Below are 15,078 nucleotides of genomic sequence, written 5' to 3'. Positions count from 1 at the left end.
GCACTCACCGGTTCTCGTCGGCCAGCGGCGTGCGCGGCGCCCGCCCGGTGTCCGGGTCGGCCAGTCGCGTGGGCATGGCGAAGACGACGTCCTCCGGGGTCCCGTCGTCCACCCGGACATCGGTGTGGCCGAGCGCGTTCAGCCGGTCCACCAGGCCGCGCACCAGGATCTCGGGCGCACTCGCGCCGGCGCTGACGCCGACCGTGCGGACCGATTCGAGCCAGCGCTCGTCCAGGTGCGTGAGGTCGGGGACGAGGTGGGCGGGGCAGCCCTCGCGCAGGGCGACCTCCACCATCCGCTGGGAGTTGCTGGAGTTCTCGGAGCCGACCACGAGGACCAGGTCGCAGGAGCGGGCCAGGGACTTCACCGCGTTCTGGCGGTTCTGGCTCGCGTAGCAGATGTCGTCCCCGTGCGGGCCGACGATGTCGGTGAAGCGCCGGTGCAGGGCCTCGACGACTTCAGCGGTCTCGTCGAAGGACAGCGTCGTCTGGGTCAGGTACGCCACCGGGGCGTCCGCGGGGACGTCCAGGCGTTCGACGTCCTCGACACTCCCGACGACCACGGTCCGGGCCGGCGCCTCGCCCCGGACGCCCTCGACCTCCTCGTGGTCCTCGTGCCCGACCAGCAGGATGGTGCGGCCGTCGCGGGCGTACCGGACCGCTTCCTGGTGCACCTTCGCCACCAGAGGGCAGGTGGCGTCGATGACGTCGAGCCGTCGCGCGGCGGCTTCCGCCCGCACCTGCGGGGAGACGCCGTGCGCGGAGAAGACGCACACGGCGCCCTCGGGCACCTCGTCCTCGCTGTCGACGAAAACCGCTCCGCGCCGCCGCAGTTCGCCGACGACGTGGTGGTTGTGGACGATCTCCTTACGGACGTACACGGGGGCGCCGTACAGGTCCAGGGCGCGCTCGACGATGCCGATGGCGCGCCGGACGCCCGCGCAGAAACCACGGGGTTCGGCGAGGAGGACGCGCCGGCGAGGCGTCATCTGCTCGGTGGTCATGGGAGCCTTCCTTGCGTCTGGAGTTGTGTACGGGGGTGCGCCTCGTGAGCGCGCCAGAGTGCGGCGTAGTGGCCGCCCAGCGCCAAGAGCTCGCTGTGCGTTCCGTCCTCGCACACGCGGCCTTCGCGTAGGACGAGGACGCGGTCGGCGCGGGCGGCCAGGGCGAGCCGGTGGGTGATGACCAGCGTGGTGCGCCGGGCCGCGAGCCGGTCGGTGGCGGTGTCGATCATGGTCTCGGTGGCCGGGTCCAGGGCTGACGTCGCCTCGTCGAGGATCAGGACGGCGGGCTCGGTCAGCCGGGTCCGGGCGAGGGCGATCAGCTGACGCTGGCCCACGGAGAGGTTGCCCCCGCCCTCGGTGAGCCGGTGCCGGTAGCCGTCGGGCAGCGCGGTGATGAAGGAGTGCGCCCCGGTCAGGCGGGCCGCGGTCTCGACCTCGTCGTCCGTGGCGTCCTCCCGCCCGTAGGCGATGGCGTCCCGGACGGTTCCGGGAAACAGGTAGGGCTCCTGGGGGATGAGGCCGAGCCGTTGCCGGTAGGCGCTCGTGTCGAGTGCGCGGACGTCCTGCCCGTCGACAAGGACGGCGCCCGCGGTCGGGTCGTAGAACCGCGCGACCAGTTTCATCAGGGTCGACTTGCCGGACCCGGTCTCGCCGACGACGGCCACCCGCTGTCCGGCGGGGATCCGGACGCTCACGCCGCTGAGGGCGGGCGGCCGGGCCAGGGGGCCCGCGGTGTCGGCGTACCGGAAGTGGACGTCGTCCAGGACGATCTCCCCCCGCAGCGGGCCGACGGGGCGGGGGCTCCTGGCCTGCGGCGTGCCGGCGGGCAGCCGCAGCAGCTCGTCGATCCGGTCCAGGGAGACCCGCGCCTGCTGGAAGGCGTCGAACAGCTGGGCCGTCTGCTGGACGGGGACGAAGAACAGCTCCAGGTACAGCAGGTAGGCGACGAGCGTGCCCGCGTTCATGGAGCCGTCTCTGACATGGTGCGCCCCGAAGACCAGCAGGCCGGCTGCGCAGACGGCGGCCAGGCACTCGATGAAGGGGAAGTACAGGGCCATCAGGTACTGCGAGCGGATCCGTGCCCGCCGGACCGCGTCGCTGTCCGCGCGAAACCGCCGCAGGAACGCCTCTTCCTGGCGGAAGGCCTGGATGACGGGCATGCCCCGCGCGCCTTCCTGGAGGCCGGCGTTGACCGTGGCGGTCCGCTCCCGCGCCAGCCGGTAGGCGACCAGGGACCGCCGTCGGAACACGGCTGTGGCCAGGTACAGGGCGGGCAGCAGGAGCAGGGCCGCCAGCAGCAGGACGGGGTTGGCGACCAGCAGGACGACCAGGACTCCGGCCATGGTCAGCAGGCCGGCGAGGAAGCCCGCCAGCCCGGTCTGCAGGAATCCGGAGACGGCGTCCACGTCGGTGGTCATCCGGGTGAGGGTGCGGCCGTCGGCCTCCCGCTCGTAGTGGTCCAGCCCCAGGCGGTGCAGCTGGGCGGCCATGCGGACCCGTAGGGCGTACAGCAGGCGCTCGCCGGTGCGTCCGGTGGCCAGCAGGGAGCCGTGCTGGATCAGCCAGCGCAGCAGCGTGACGGTCAGGGCGGCGGCACACGCCGCCGCCAGCACGGTGGGAGCCGCGCCGTCGGTGACGCTCTCGATGCCCCACCGCACGGCGTAGGGCTGGGCGAGACCGCACAGGACTTCGGCGAGCACCAGGGCCAGGGTCACCGCGAGCGGCAGCCGGAAGCCGCGGGTGAGCCTGCGGAGCCCGAACGTCCCTCCGACGTCACGGGCCAGTGCTTCCTCGTCGACCGCCGGGTCCTCGTCGACCGCCGGGTCCTCGTCGGCGGCCGGCGGCCCGGACGCGCGGACGGGCGCGGACGCCGGACGCGGGCCGGGCACGGGACCGGCCGGCTGCGCGGGTGCGGGGGACGGCTCGGCCGGGACGGCTTCGAAGTGGGCGCGGTACAGGGCGCAGCGGGCGTGCAGTTCCTCGTGGGTGCCGAGGTCGGCGAGCCGGCCGTGGTCCAGTACGGCGATGCGGTCGGCCAGGGCCAGGGTCGATCTGCGGCGTGCGACCACGAGCGTCGTACGGCCGTCTGCGTGGGTGCGTAGTCCCTCGTGGATCGCCTCCTCCACGGCGGGGTCCACGGCGGAGGTCGCGTCGTCGAGGATCAGCAGACGGGGTCTCAGGAGCAGCGCGCGGGCGAGGGCGAGGCGCTGGCGCTGGCCGCCGGAGAGGGTCCGGCCCCGTTCGCCGATTTCCGTCAGGTAGCCGTTCGGGAGGGCCGAGACGAAGCCGTCGGCCCGGGCCAGTCGTGCCGCCTCGCGGATCTCGTCGTCGTCCGCGTCGGGTCGGCCCAGCGCGATGTTGTCGCGGATGCTCCCGGCGAACAGGAGGCTCTCCTCGGGCACCAGGGCGAGGTGGGCGCGCAGCGAGTCCAGCCGCAGTTCGCGCACGTCCGTGCCGCCGATCCGGACACTGCCCGTCCGGGCCTCGTGGAACCGTGCAGGCAGCAGGGCGAGCGTGGACTTGCCGGACCCCGGACCGCCGACGACGGCAACCGTCTCGCCAGGTTCGATCCGCAGCGACAGGTCGTCGAGCACCGGGCGGTCGGGCGTGTACCGGAAGCCGACGTGGTCGAACTCGACGGCCAGCGGCCGGTCGTCGGGCAGCCGGGCGGCGCCGTCCGCGCGCCACGGCGGTACGTCGGTCAGTTCCAGCACGCGGGCGACGGCTGCCGTGGCCTGCTGGACGGCGTTCGCCAGTCCCGCCAGGACGCCCAGCGGACCCTCCAGCTGGATGAGGTACATCGAGAAGGCGACGAACGTGCCGAGGCTGAGGCCCCCTTCGCCCACCGTCCAGCCGCCGAGGGCCAGGACGGCGACCTGGGCGAGTGCGGGTACGGCCTGCAGCGGCGGCTGGTAGCGGGCGATCAGCCGGGTGACGCGCATGCGCGCGGCGTACAGCCGTCGGGCGGCCTCCGTGTACCGGGCCGTCTCCCTCTCCTCGCGGCCGAAGGCCTTGACGAGTTGGACGCCGGCGATGGAACTCTGTACGACGCCCGCGGCGGTGGCCGCCCGGTCCTGGGCCTGCCAGGTGGCGGCCAGCAGCCGTGGGTGGCTGCGGCCGGCCAGAGCCCACAGGACGGGGACCATGAGCAGGCTCACCGCCGTCAGCGGCACGGAGAGAACGGCCATGACGGTGAGCACCCCGACGACGGTGGTGAGGTGGGAGACCAGGGCCGGCAGCAGGGCGACCAGGCTGTGCACCCCGTTGAGGTCGACCGTGGCACGGCTCATGAGCTGGCCGGGGCCCAGAGCCCGCTGGCCGAGAGCGTCCGGGCGGGAAACCGTCCGGTACAGGGCGACGCGCAGATCGTGCTGGACGTCGGCGGCGAGCCGGCTCGCGTGGAAGCGGCGCAGGAAGGTCAGCCCGTACCGGGCCACAGCGACGACCAGCAGCAGGATCGTCCACGGGAGCAGGGGGCGCGCGCCCTCGACGACCACGTCGTCGAGCACGATCTGGGTGATCAGCGGCACCGCCACGCTCATCGCCGTGGCACCCACGGCGCCGACCAGCGACAGCGTCAGAGTCCCGCGGTGGCGGAGACAGTGGCCGAGCAGACGCCGCAGGGGACGGCCGCGCGGGACTTCCGCGTCGACAGCGGGTGGCGCCACATCCGTTCCTTTCCTGAGCTTGCGTGTGGTCGTCAGGCGAGCGCGGCTGTCCGCCAGTCGCCCAGGTCAGCGACGAGCGGGGCCGCGGGCCGGCCGTCCACGGCGAGGGAGAGCACCGCGCGGATGCTCGGGGCCGGGGTCACGACCGTGGTCACGGTGTTCGAGCCGGACGGGAACGGCAGTCGGCGGCCGGCCGGGCGGCCGGTGGGCCAGTCGGCCGGTACGGCGACCGGCCGGGTGAGTCCTCCGCCGCGCAGGCCGTGCCCGCGGGCCTTGCCGATGGCCTCCTTGCGGGTCCACAGGGTCAGGAACGCCTCGTCGCGCTCGTGCCGGGGCAGGGCGGCGATCCAGTCGGCGGAGGTGTCACCGAGCCAGCGGCGCGCCAGGGCGGTGGCGGGCAGCGGCCGGACGATTTCGATGTCCACGCCGAGTGCCGCCGGGCCGCGGCCGAGGGCGACCGCTCCGACGCCCTCGCCGTGGCTGAGGCTGACCCGGAGTCCGGAGGCGGGCCCGGTGAGCCGGGGCCGGCCGTCCGGTTCGTGTCCGACCCGGATCCGGCCGGCGGGCGAACCGAGGAGGCGGGCCGCCGTGGCGACGAGCCGCGCGTGCGTGGCACGCCGTTCGTCGCCCCGCGCGGCCTCCCCCCACAGCACGGTCACCCGGGTGGTAGCCGGTGGCCCGGTGGTGCGGGGGGCGGCCGAAGCGGTCATCCCGCCATCTGACGGATCAGGCTCGCGGGACGCATGTCGGTCCAGTTCTTCTCGATGTGGTCGAGGCAGGCCTGCCGGCTGTCCTCCGGGTGGGCCACTTCCCAGCCCGCGGGGATCTCGGCGAAGCCGGGCCACAGCGAGTGCTGGCCCTCGTCGTTGACGAGCACCAGGTACCGGCCGTCTTCGTCCTCGAAGGGGTTGGACATCTCATCCTCTTTTCTCGGTGCGGGTTCTGTTCTGGTTCGCGGTCAGGAAACGATCTTCTCCAGCACTCGGACGGCGTTCTCGGCCCCGCTCTCGGCGGACGTCAGCCGAGCCAGACGGTCGACCGCGCGGGCGATGCCGGGGTCCTTGACGGCCTGGTCGACCGCCTTCGTGAGGGTGTCCGCGGTCAGGTTCCGGTGCGGTACGGGCGGCGGTGCCACGCCCAGGCCGTGCAGGTGGTCGGCCCACATCACCGCTTCCTTCTGGAAGGGACAGATCACCTGGGGGACGCCCGCGCGAAGAGCCGTGTTGTGCGCTCCGGTTCCACCGGGATGCACCACGGCACGGACCCGGGGAAACAGCCAGTCGTACGGTATTTCGTCCTCCACCAGAATGTTCTCCGGGGGATTGTGGATGGAGGCACCGCCCCATCCCTTGACGACGATCGCGCGGACCCCTGTTCTGCGGACGACTTCCACAATGATGCGGCCGACTTCCCCGGGGTCCGTGCCCATGTGGCTGCCGAATCCGAAGAACACCGGCGCAGCGCCGTCGTCCAGGAATTTCAGCAAGCGTTCCGAAGGTTGCCACCGCGTGCTGCCGGGAAGCATCCAGAATCCGGTCGGGTGGACCCATTCGGGCCAGTCGTCCGCTGGTTCGAGCACGTGCGGGCTGAAGCCGAGAAGCACCGGCGCCGGCGTTCCGTCGGCCCGGAACCTGTGGTCCAGGGCGCCTTCGCGGGGCGGAAGCCCGAGGACGTCGGAGCGCCACCGGCCGAACATCTCGGCGAGCGGCCCTTTGATCGGGTTGTCGTTCGCCCGGGCGTGCCGCTCCAGGTTGTCCGGCCGCTGCTCGAAGGTGCCGACCTCGGGCGGGTAGCGCCGTGAGGCGACGAAGTGCGGGTAGAGACTGGCCAGCACGTGCGGAACCCCGAGTTTCTCGGCGATCTGGTGCACGGCCTGACGCGACGAGTGGGAGTGGATCACCACGTCCGCGCCCTCCGCGGCGGCGTCCCACATGTCCTTCAGCATGACCGGGTAGAGCCGGGGGAATATCTCCGCGAAAATGCGTTCCCGGGCCTTGTCGTACTCGTCGCCCTTCCCTTGCGATCTGACGAGGATTTCCCGGACGTCGGGCCGCTGATGGAGCCGCACGCCCTCGTCCTCCACCGGCGCGAAGCCCACACCGTATGCGGAAACCATGGGGCCGTAGAGGCGGGGACCGACGAGTGTGGCTGAATGTCCGGCCTGTTGGAGAGCGAAGGCCAGCGCCAGATAGGGCTGCATATCCCCACGAGTGCCGTGGGAATAAATCAGTGCTCGCACCGCTTCGGACTCCTCCCGTTTTCTGACGAGTCGGGCGCGGCACCAGCGGCAGGCCCGAGGAAGTACCTGCGGAACTTTAGGACCCGTAGTCACCGGGCGGCTCTAGGAAATCTGTACAGGACAAATGCCCCTTGCGGATGCTGTGACGGAATGGAAAGAGTGGGCCGTTCCGACGCGTACGGGAGGCGTAACGTTGAAAGTCCTGGTCTACTGCTACGGAAACAGGGGCGACGTCCAGCCGTATCTCGCACTGGCCTGCGCCCTGCGCGGCGCGGGACATGAGGCCGTGCTCGCGGCGCCCCGCCTCTTCGCGCCGCTCGCCGACCGGTACGGCGTGCCGTTCGCCCCGCTGGACGACGCCGCCGTCACCGTGCGCTCCCGCGCGGACATCCGCCGCCTCCAGGCGCACAGCGACCGTCCGACCCCCGAGGTCGAGGAGCAGCGCCGGGCGATCCGCCGGCAGATGGTTCCGCACTACGCGGCCGTCCTGCGTGATCTGTGGGACGCGGCGGCCTGCGGCCCCGACCTGATCGTCCACTCGCACGCGTTCCGTGAGGCGATCCCGCAGATCGCCGAGCGGCTGAAGGTTCCGCACGTCCTCGGCTCCCTCTACCCCAACTTCGTCGTCTCGCGCGACTATCCGGCGTTCGGCATGCTGTCGGAGGTGTTCTCCGACAAGCAGGACACGAGCCGGACGGACGTGCGGACGTATCTGCCGCCCGCCGTCATCGACGTGGTGGACCAGTGGCGCAGGGACACCTTGGGACTGCCGCCGCGCGAGGGTTACCTCGACTTCCGGTTCTCCGCCGACGGAGCGCCCGCACCCGTGCTGCACTGCTTCAGCCCGCACGTGCTCACCCCGGGCTCCGACTGGCCCGACACGGTGCACACCGACGGCTTCTGGCACCTCCCGCCGCCGCCCGGCTGGCAGCCGCCGCGCCGGTTGCTGCGCTTCCTGGAGGACGGCGAGAAGCCCGTTCTCATCGGCTTCGGCAGCGCCCTCGGCACCGACCCCGAGCGGACCACCGCCCTGGTGCTGGAGGCCGTACGGGAGAGCGGCCGGCGGGCGGTGATCGTCGCCGGCTGGGGCGGCCTGGCCGTCGGCAGCGCGCCGGACGGCGTCCTCGCGCTGGACGAGGTTCCCTACGGCTGGCTGCTGCCGCGGGTGTGCGTGGCCGTCAACTCGGGCTCGCTGGGGACGCACAACGACGCCCTGTCGGCGGGAGTGCCCCAGGTCGTCTGCCCGTTCGAGGTGAACCAGCTGATGTGGGGCGAGCACCTGCACCGCCTGGGAGTGGCGCCCGCCCCGCTGAAGCAGCGCGAGCTGACGTCGTCCGCCCTGGCCGGGGCGATCACGACGGCGGCCACGGACCCGGCCGTCGCGGCGGCCGCGGCCGCACTCGGCGAGCGCCTGCGCGCCGAGGGCGGAGCCGCCGCCGCGGTGCGGTTCCTGGAAGGGATCCAGCCGTGACGGGGACTGCCACGGCGAGCCGTACCTCGCCCACCGACGCCTCCCTGACGGACCGGCTGGCCCTGTCCGCCCGGTGCGCCGACGGAGTGACCGGCACCGCCGCGTTCTTCGACTGGCTCGCCGAACGGCAGCTGCACCATGCGCAGAGGACCGAGCGGATACCCTTCGACGCGCTCGACCAGTGGGGGTTCGACCCGGGCACCGGGGACCTGGGTCACGTCAGCGGGCGGTTCTTCTCGGTACAGGGGCTGCGGGTCCGCTCCGACTTCGGTGCGGTGCCCGAGTGGTCCCAGCCGATCATCAGCCAGCCGGAGGTCGGCATCCTCGGCATCGCCGTGCGCGAGATCGGCGGCGTGCTGCACTTCCTGATGCAGGCCAAGTCGGAGCCGGGGAACGTCAACGGTGTCCAGCTCTCCCCCACCGTCCAGGCGACGCGTAGCAACTACACGCGGGTGCACGGTGGTTCACCGGTGCCGTATCTGGACGTCTTCCGCACACCGGAGCCCGGGCGGGTGCTGGCGGACGTGCTGCAGTCCGAGCAGGGCTCCTGGTTCCTGCGCAAGCGCAACCGCAACATGGTGGTCGAGGCCGGGGCCGGCCTGGAAGCCGGTGAGGACTTCTGCTGGCTGACGCTGGGCCAGCTGAACGCGCTGCTTCGGTGCGAGAACCTGGTCAACATGGACGCACGGACCGTGCTGTCGTGCCTGCCCGACTGGGACCGCGTCACCGGGCCGGGGAGGGCCGTGCACTCCGGACGCGAGATCCGCAGCTGGCTGACCGGCCGCCGGGTCACGCACGAGGTCGTCACCGAGCGGCTGCCGCTGCGTGCGGTACCCGGCTGGCACCGCACGGCCGACGCCATCAGCCACGACGAGGGCCGGTTCTTCAGCATCGTCGCGGTCCACGTGGGCTCACGCAGCCGCGAGGTGCCGTCGTGGACCCAGCCGCTGCTGCGGCCGCACGGCCGCGGGGTCGCCGCACTCCTCGTCAAGCGCGTCGACGGCGTGCTGCACGCGCTGATGCAGGCACGCGTCGAGCCGGGATTCGCCGACACGGTGGAACTGGGCCCGACAGTGCAGTGCACACCCGCGAATCATGCCCACCTGGCCGCCGCCGACCGGCCGGCCCATCTGGATCTGGTGCTCGGCGCCGACCGGGCGCGCGTCCTGTTCGACACCGTGCTGTCGGAGGAGGGCGGCAGGTTCGACCACGCGCAGACCCGGTACCTGATCATCTCGGTGGACGACCGGGACGCCGTCGAGGAGAGCGCCGCGTTCCGTTGGCTGTCCGCGGGCCAGCTGGAGGACCTGTTGAAGTACAGCGGCCACGTCAACGTCGAGGCCAGGACACTGGTGGCCGCACTCAGGACGGTGCGATGACCCCCGACCACGGCACCGCGCCGGTGCGCGTCGCAGTCCTCGGAGCCGCCTCCATCGCCTGGCGGCGGGTACTGCCCGCGATGGCGGCGTGCCCGGACGTCGAGGTGGTCGCCGTGGCCTCCCGGGACCCGCGGCGGGCGCGCCGGTTCGCCGACCGCTTCGGCTGTGCGGCCGTCACCGGGTACGAGGCGCTGCTGGAGCGCACGGACGTCGATGCGGTGTACGTTCCGCTGCCCGCGGCGCTGCACCGTACCTGGGCGTCCCGCGCGCTGGCGGCCGGCCGGCACGTGCTGGTCGAGAAACCCATGGCCACGACGGCGGCGGAAGCCCGGGAACTGACCGCGCTCGCCGAGCGCCGCGGCCTCGTCCTGCGGGAGAACTTCATGTTCCTCCACCACCCGCGCCACCGGGCCGCCACCGAGCTGCTGCGCGACGGGCGGATCGGCCGTCTGCGCATGCTCCACGCGTCGTTCTGCGTTCCCCCGCTGTCCCCCGACGACATCCGGTACACCCACGAACTGGGCGGTGGCGCCCTGCTGGACACGGGTGTCTACCCGCTGCGGACCGCGGTGCACTTCCTGGGGCGGAGGCTGCGGGTGACCGGTGCCACCCTGCGCACCCGGCCACGCGACGGACTCGACGTCTCCGGACAGGTCCTGCTGGCCTCCGACGCGGGTGTCCTCGCCTCGCTGGACTTCGGCTTCGAGCACAGTTACGGGGCGCGGTACGCGCTGTGGGGTGACCGGGCGCGGCTGACCGCGGACCAGATCGTCAGCCCGCCGGCCGGGCTGCGGACACATCTGCGGATCGAGGAACAGGACCGGGTCGAGGACCTCCTGCTGCCGGCCGCCGATCAGTTCCAGGCCTGCGTCGCGGAATTCGCGGCCGCGGTCCGCGCGGCGGGTGCCTGCGACGGTACCGGCCCGGACCTGTGGCACGCGGACGCCGTGGCCACCCTGGAGCTGGTGGACGCCGTCCGGGAACGGGCCGTGCGGGTGCCGTACGAGGAGCGTGGTGCGGAGCACGGGTGAGCGGGGCCGCTCCCCGCACGCCGAAGGGCCCGCGTGTGCGGGCCCTTCGGCGTGGGCGGCCGTCTCCTCGCCGTCCCGCCGCGGCCGGGCGCGGCTTCGGTCACAGGGCCGCCCGTGAGAGCAGGGGCTCCCACCAGTCGCGGTTGTCGCGGTACCAGCGGACGGTCTCCGCCAGACCGGTCGGGAAGTGCTTCCGGGGCCGGTAGCCCAGCTCGTCGCGGATCCGGCTCCAGTCGACCGAGTAGCGCCGGTCATGACCCTTGCGGTCCTCGACGTGATCGACGCGGTCCCAGCCGGCGCCGCAGGCCTCCAGCAGCAGCCCGGTGAGCTCCTTGTTGGTGAGCTCGGTGCCGCCCCCGATGTTGTAGACACGGCCGGGCCGGCCACCGGTGCGCACCAGCTCGATGCCCCGGACGTGGTCGTCGACGTGCAGCCAGTCCCGTACGTGCTCACCGTCGCCGAACAACGGCACCGTGCCGCCGTCCAGGAGCGTGGTGACGAAGCGCGGGACGAGCTTCTCCGGGAAGTGGTGGTGCCCGTAGTTGTTGGAGCAGCGCGTGACCCGGACGTCCATGCCGTGGGTGCGGTGGTACGACAGGGCGACCAGGTCGCCGGCGGCCTTCGACGCCGCGTACGGGGAGTTGGGCAGCAGCGGCGCGGTCTCCGGGGTGGAGCCCGTCGGCACCGAGCCGTACACCTCGTCGGTCGAGATGTGCACGAAGGTGCCGAGACCGGTGCGCAGGGCCGCGTCGAGCAGGGTCTGGGTGCCGAGCGCGTTGGTGCGCAGGAAGGCCGCCGCGCCCAGGATCGAGCGGTCCACGTGGGACTCGGCCGCGAAGTGCACCACCTGGTCACTGCGGGCCGTCAGCGACTGGACGAGTGCGGCGTCGCAGATGTCGCCGTGCACGAACGCGAACCGGGGGTCGTCCCTGACCGGGTCGAGGTTCGCCGGGTTCCCGGCGTAGGTCAGGGCGTCCAGCACGGTGAGGTGGACGTCGCCCGGGCCCTCGGGGCCGAGCAGTGTCCGTACGTAGTGGGAACCGATGAAGCCGGCTCCGCCGGTCACGAGGATCCTGGTCGTCATCGCGATATCTGTACCTTGCTGTGGTCGCCTAGGACGAGCCGGTGTGCCGCGGGGGCCCGGGGTGCCGGGGTGACCTCCACGTTCCGGCCGATCAGGGACGCCTCGACACGGCGTACCCCGGTGATGGAGGAGCCGGACAGCACGATGGAGAACTCGATCTCGCTGTCCTCGATGCGGCAGTCCTCGGAGATCGACGTGAAGGGGCCCACGTAGGAACCGCTGACCTCCACGCCGGACGCGATGACCACCGGACCGACGATCCGGGAGCCGCGGACCTTCGCCCCGTGCGCGATCCGCACCCGGCCGACGATCTCGGTGGCGTCGTCGACGTCGCCGGCGATGAGCGGTTCGATGGATTCGAGGACGGTGCGGTTGACCTCCAGCATGTCGCCGACGTTGCCGGTGTCCTTCCAGTAACCGGAGATCGTGGTGGAACGCACGTCGCGCTGCCGGTCGATCAGCCACTGGATGGCATCGGTGATCTCCAGTTCCCCGCGGCCCGACGGGGTGATGGCCGCGACCGCTTCGTGGATCGCCGGAGTGAAGAGGTAGACGCCGACCAGGGCGAGATCGCTCTTGGGGAAGGCGGGTTTCTCCACGAGGTTCACCACGCTGCCGCGCTCGTCGAGTTCGGCGACGCCGAAGGCGGTGGGGTCGGACACCCGGGTGAGCAGGATCTGCGCGTCGGGCCCTTTGGCACGGAACTCGTCGACGAGTCCGGTGATGCCGCCGACGATGAAGTTGTCGCCGAGGTACATCACGAAGTCGTCGTCGCCGAGGAAGTCCCGGGCGATGCGCACCGCGTGGGCGAGGCCGAGCGGCGCTTCCTGGGGGAGGTAGGTGATGCGCAGGCCGTCGAACCCGCCGCCGTCGACGGCCGCGCGGATCTCGTCCGCCGTGTCGCCGACGACCATGCCGACATCCCTGATGCCGGCCTCCGCGATGGCCTCCAGCACATAGAAGAGGACGGGCTTGTTGGCGACGGGCACCAGTTGCTTCGCCGAGGTGTGGGTGATGGGCCGCAGTCGGCTGCCGGTACCGCCCGCCAGGACCAGGGCTTTCATGTCCACGACACGACCGTGTCGCTGTCCACGAAGCCGAAGATGCCCGCCAGCGTCGTACGGCGGCTGTCGGCGCTGGTGTTCGGCTCCACGGCGTGGATGTGGGCACCGTTGAAGACGTAGATGTCCCCGGCACCGATCTCGAGCCACTGGCACTCGATGCCGTCGAGGGTCTCCATGGGGTACGGGGAGCCGGTGTGCTCCAGGCCGAGGCGGCGCCTGCTGGCCTCGTCCGGCCGGATGTTCCACAGCGCCAGCCGGCCGCCGTCGCCGTTCTCCAGGCATATGTTGAGCGCGCAGACGTGGTGGTCGAGCACCCGCTGGATCTCGAAGTCCGCCTGCCGGGGGTCGGTGCACTGGGAGCCGTCCTCGTGCGGGTCGAGGGTGTAGTCGCCGGCACCGTGCCATGAGCGCAGCAGGCCGCGGCACGCCTGGCGGCCCCCGTGCCCGGCGCGGCGCACCGTGACGTCCTCCCGTGCGAGGGCTCCGGCGAGGCCGTCGTAGAACTCGGTCAGGGGGTCGCGCCGGATGCCGAGCACCTTCTCCAGCGCCGGCGCCGTCCGCTCGGACTCGTCGAGGTACTCCTCGGTCGTCTTGTGGAAGTGGTAGGTGCCCAGGTAGTAGCTGGGTGCGACGGCGGTGCGCCGCTCGCGGTCCCCGCTGTCCCAGAAGCGTGCCGACAGCTCCGTGCAGATCTCCGGCTCGACCACGCCGCGGAACACGACGCCCGCGCTCCTGCCGCGCAGGACGTCGATGACGGCCTGCGGCTCGAAGGTCCGGTACTCCTTGAAGCGGAAGTAGTCGGGGTCGCCGCTGAAGCCGGTGAGCCGGCGGCTGGTGACCGGCTCGGTGCGGGCGCCGCCCGCGACTTCGGTGGTGATGTCCATGGGGTGTCCTTCTCCTTGGTTGTCAGTGCGCCGGCGCTGCCTCGAGCACCTGTCGTACGAGCTCGCACACGCGGTCCACGTCGTGCGGGGCGAGGGCCGGCCCGGACGGCAGGACCAGGACGCGTTCGGCCAGTGCCTCGGTGCCGGGCAGCGGCAGCGGGGTGTGGACACCGGCCCGCTGCGCGTAGGGGCCCATGCGGTGGCAGCCCGGGTGGAAATACCTCTGGGCGAAGACGTTCTCCTCGTGGAGCGCGGAGAGCAGCCGGTCGCGGTGGACTCCGGTGACGGCGGCGTCGATCTCGACGACGACGTACTGGTGGTTGCTGCGCTCCCCCGGGCCGGGGCCGCGCAGCCTGAGGCCGGGCACGCCCAGCAGCCCCGCCCGGTAGCGCTCGTACCGCAGGGTGTTCGCCGCGGTGATCTCGTCGATGTGCTCCAGGGCGGTCAGGCCCATGGCCGCGGAGATCTCGTTCATCTTGGCGTTGGTGCCGAAGGTGACGACCTCCCGGCCGGGCCCGAACCCGAAGTTGCGCATGCGGCCGACGCGTTCGGCGAGTTCGGGGTCGTTCGTGAGGACGGCTCCGCCCTCGAACGCGTTGATGAACTTGGTCGCGTGGAAGCTGAGGATCTCACCGTCGCCGAAACCGCCGACCGGGCGACCGTCCAGCTCGCAGCCCAGGGCGTGCGCGCCGTCGTAGAGCAGGGCCAGCCCGTGCTCGTCGGCGATCGCCCTCAGTTCGTCGACGCGGCAGATCCGCCCCCACAGGTGGACGCCGACGATGCCGCTGGTGCGCTCCGTGATCAGCTCGCGCACATGGGCGGGGTCCAGGGTGCCGGTGTGCGGGTCGATGTCGGCGAAGACCGGGGTGAGGCCCTGCCACTGGAGGGCGTGCGCGGTGGCGACGTAGGTGAAGGACGGCACGATCACCTCACCGGTCAGGCCGCGGGCCCGGACCAGGACCTCCAGGGCGGAGGTGCCGTTACCGGTGGCCAGGACGTGCGCGGCTCCGGTGAGCCGGGTGAGCCGGTCCTCGAACTCGCGTACCAGTGGGCCGTTGTTGGTCAGCCAGCCCCGGTCGAGGGCTTGTGAGATGCGCTGGAACAGCCGCCCGCGGTCGGGGATGTTGGGGGTGCCGACCTGCAGTGGCCGGTCGAAGGCGGGGCGTTCGCCGTGGCGGGCCGTGGCGGGCCGCTCCTGGGTGACCGCGTTCGCGATGCCGTCATGCGTGGTAAGCGGCACGGCGTGCTCCTGTCT

12 protein-coding genes are annotated in these 15,078 nt (G+C 72.2%); 3 read left to right on the top strand and 9 right to left on the bottom strand.

The features are described 5' to 3' along the window. Positions 1–4 precede the first annotated feature (4 nt). The 5 genes from ACF1BE_RS17950 to ACF1BE_RS17930 are packed head-to-tail and all read right to left on the bottom strand — an operon-like array spanning position 5 to position 6,910. A complete protein-coding gene (locus tag ACF1BE_RS17950) occupies positions 5–1,003 on the bottom strand; it encodes a 4-hydroxy-3-methylbut-2-enyl diphosphate reductase (RefSeq protein WP_392199986.1) in 999 nt (332 codons plus the stop codon). Then, on the bottom strand, positions 1,000–4,671 hold the full coding sequence (locus ACF1BE_RS17945) for an ABC transporter ATP-binding protein (protein ID WP_392199985.1): 3,672 nt from the start codon (positions 4,669–4,671) through the stop codon (positions 1,000–1,002). Before ACF1BE_RS17945 ends, ACF1BE_RS17950 begins: the two co-directional genes overlap by 4 nt. A gap of 32 nt (positions 4,672–4,703) precedes the next feature. Continuing rightward, positions 4,704–5,381 carry a 4'-phosphopantetheinyl transferase family protein gene (locus tag ACF1BE_RS17940; RefSeq protein WP_392199984.1) on the bottom strand — a complete coding sequence of 226 codons (678 nt, stop codon included), beginning with the start codon at positions 5,379–5,381 and terminating at the stop codon, positions 4,704–4,706. Next, positions 5,378–5,587 (bottom strand): MbtH family protein, encoded by a 210-nt coding sequence (locus ACF1BE_RS17935; protein ID WP_392199983.1) that lies wholly within the window; start codon positions 5,585–5,587, stop codon positions 5,378–5,380. Before ACF1BE_RS17935 ends, ACF1BE_RS17940 begins: the two co-directional genes overlap by 4 nt. A gap of 42 nt (positions 5,588–5,629) precedes the next feature. Further along, positions 5,630–6,910, bottom strand: coding sequence for a glycosyltransferase (locus ACF1BE_RS17930; protein WP_392199982.1), 1,281 nt, complete (start codon positions 6,908–6,910; stop codon positions 5,630–5,632). A gap of 193 nt (positions 6,911–7,103) precedes the next feature. Between ACF1BE_RS17930 and ACF1BE_RS17925 the strand changes: the two genes are divergently transcribed. The 3 genes from ACF1BE_RS17925 to ACF1BE_RS17915 are packed head-to-tail and all read left to right on the top strand — an operon-like array spanning position 7,104 to position 10,791. Further along, positions 7,104–8,381 carry a glycosyltransferase gene (locus ACF1BE_RS17925; protein WP_392199981.1) on the top strand — a complete coding sequence of 426 codons (1,278 nt, stop codon included), beginning with the start codon at positions 7,104–7,106 and terminating at the stop codon, positions 8,379–8,381. Continuing rightward, the gene (locus ACF1BE_RS17920; protein WP_392199980.1) at positions 8,378–9,760 is read left to right on the top strand and encodes an NDP-hexose 2,3-dehydratase family protein; all 1,383 of its coding nucleotides are present in this window, start codon (positions 8,378–8,380) and stop codon (positions 9,758–9,760) included. The genes ACF1BE_RS17925 and ACF1BE_RS17920 overlap by 4 nt, the downstream gene beginning before the upstream one ends. Further along, complete coding sequence (locus tag ACF1BE_RS17915; protein ID WP_392199979.1) at positions 9,757–10,791, top strand: Gfo/Idh/MocA family protein; 1,035 nt, start codon at positions 9,757–9,759, stop codon at positions 10,789–10,791. Before ACF1BE_RS17920 ends, ACF1BE_RS17915 begins: the two co-directional genes overlap by 4 nt. 100 nt (positions 10,792–10,891) lie before the next feature. Here ACF1BE_RS17915 and rfbB read toward each other — a convergent pair whose 3' ends face one another. The 4 genes from rfbB to ACF1BE_RS17895 are packed head-to-tail and all read right to left on the bottom strand — an operon-like array spanning position 10,892 to position 15,063. Further along, positions 10,892–11,875, bottom strand: coding sequence for a dTDP-glucose 4,6-dehydratase (gene rfbB, locus ACF1BE_RS17910; protein WP_392199978.1), 984 nt, complete (start codon positions 11,873–11,875; stop codon positions 10,892–10,894). Further along, positions 11,872–12,939: a glucose-1-phosphate thymidylyltransferase gene (locus ACF1BE_RS17905; protein WP_392200053.1), complete on the bottom strand. Its 1,068-nt coding sequence runs from the start codon at positions 12,937–12,939 to the stop codon at positions 11,872–11,874. Before ACF1BE_RS17905 ends, rfbB begins: the two co-directional genes overlap by 4 nt. Then, positions 12,936–13,823: a hypothetical protein gene (locus ACF1BE_RS17900; RefSeq protein ID WP_392199977.1), complete on the bottom strand. Its 888-nt coding sequence runs from the start codon at positions 13,821–13,823 to the stop codon at positions 12,936–12,938. Before ACF1BE_RS17900 ends, ACF1BE_RS17905 begins: the two co-directional genes overlap by 4 nt. Positions 13,824–13,845: 22 nt before the next feature. Continuing rightward, positions 13,846–15,063 carry a DegT/DnrJ/EryC1/StrS family aminotransferase gene (locus tag ACF1BE_RS17895; RefSeq protein ID WP_392199976.1) on the bottom strand — a complete coding sequence of 406 codons (1,218 nt, stop codon included), beginning with the start codon at positions 15,061–15,063 and terminating at the stop codon, positions 13,846–13,848. Positions 15,064–15,078 lie beyond the last annotated feature (15 nt).

This window comes from Streptomyces sp. NPDC014991, from assembly GCF_043080665.1.
Classification (GTDB): Bacteria; Actinomycetota; Actinomycetes; order Streptomycetales; family Streptomycetaceae; genus Streptomyces.
Note: the sequence above shows the minus strand (reverse complement) of the source record. Positions and strands in the feature narration are given on the sequence as shown.

Excerpts from the sequence above, each read along its gene's own strand:
- ACF1BE_RS17940 (WP_392199984.1), bottom strand. The coding sequence starts at position 5,381 with ATGACCGCTTCGGCCGCCCCCCGCACCACCGGGCCACCGGCTACCACC.
- ACF1BE_RS17950 (WP_392199986.1), bottom strand. The coding sequence starts at position 1,003 with ATGACCACCGAGCAGATGACGCCTCGCCGGCGCGTCCTCCTCGCCGAA.
- ACF1BE_RS17915 (WP_392199979.1), top strand. The coding sequence starts at position 9,757 with ATGACCCCCGACCACGGCACCGCGCCGGTGCGCGTCGCAGTCCTCGGA.
- ACF1BE_RS17905 (WP_392200053.1), bottom strand. The coding sequence starts at position 12,939 with ATGAAAGCCCTGGTCCTGGCGGGCGGTACCGGCAGCCGACTGCGGCCC.
- rfbB (WP_392199978.1), bottom strand. The coding sequence starts at position 11,875 with ATGACGACCAGGATCCTCGTGACCGGCGGAGCCGGCTTCATCGGTTCC.
- ACF1BE_RS17935 (WP_392199983.1), bottom strand. The coding sequence starts at position 5,587 with ATGTCCAACCCCTTCGAGGACGAAGACGGCCGGTACCTGGTGCTCGTC.
- ACF1BE_RS17900 (WP_392199977.1), bottom strand. The coding sequence starts at position 13,823 with ATGGACATCACCACCGAAGTCGCGGGCGGCGCCCGCACCGAGCCGGTC.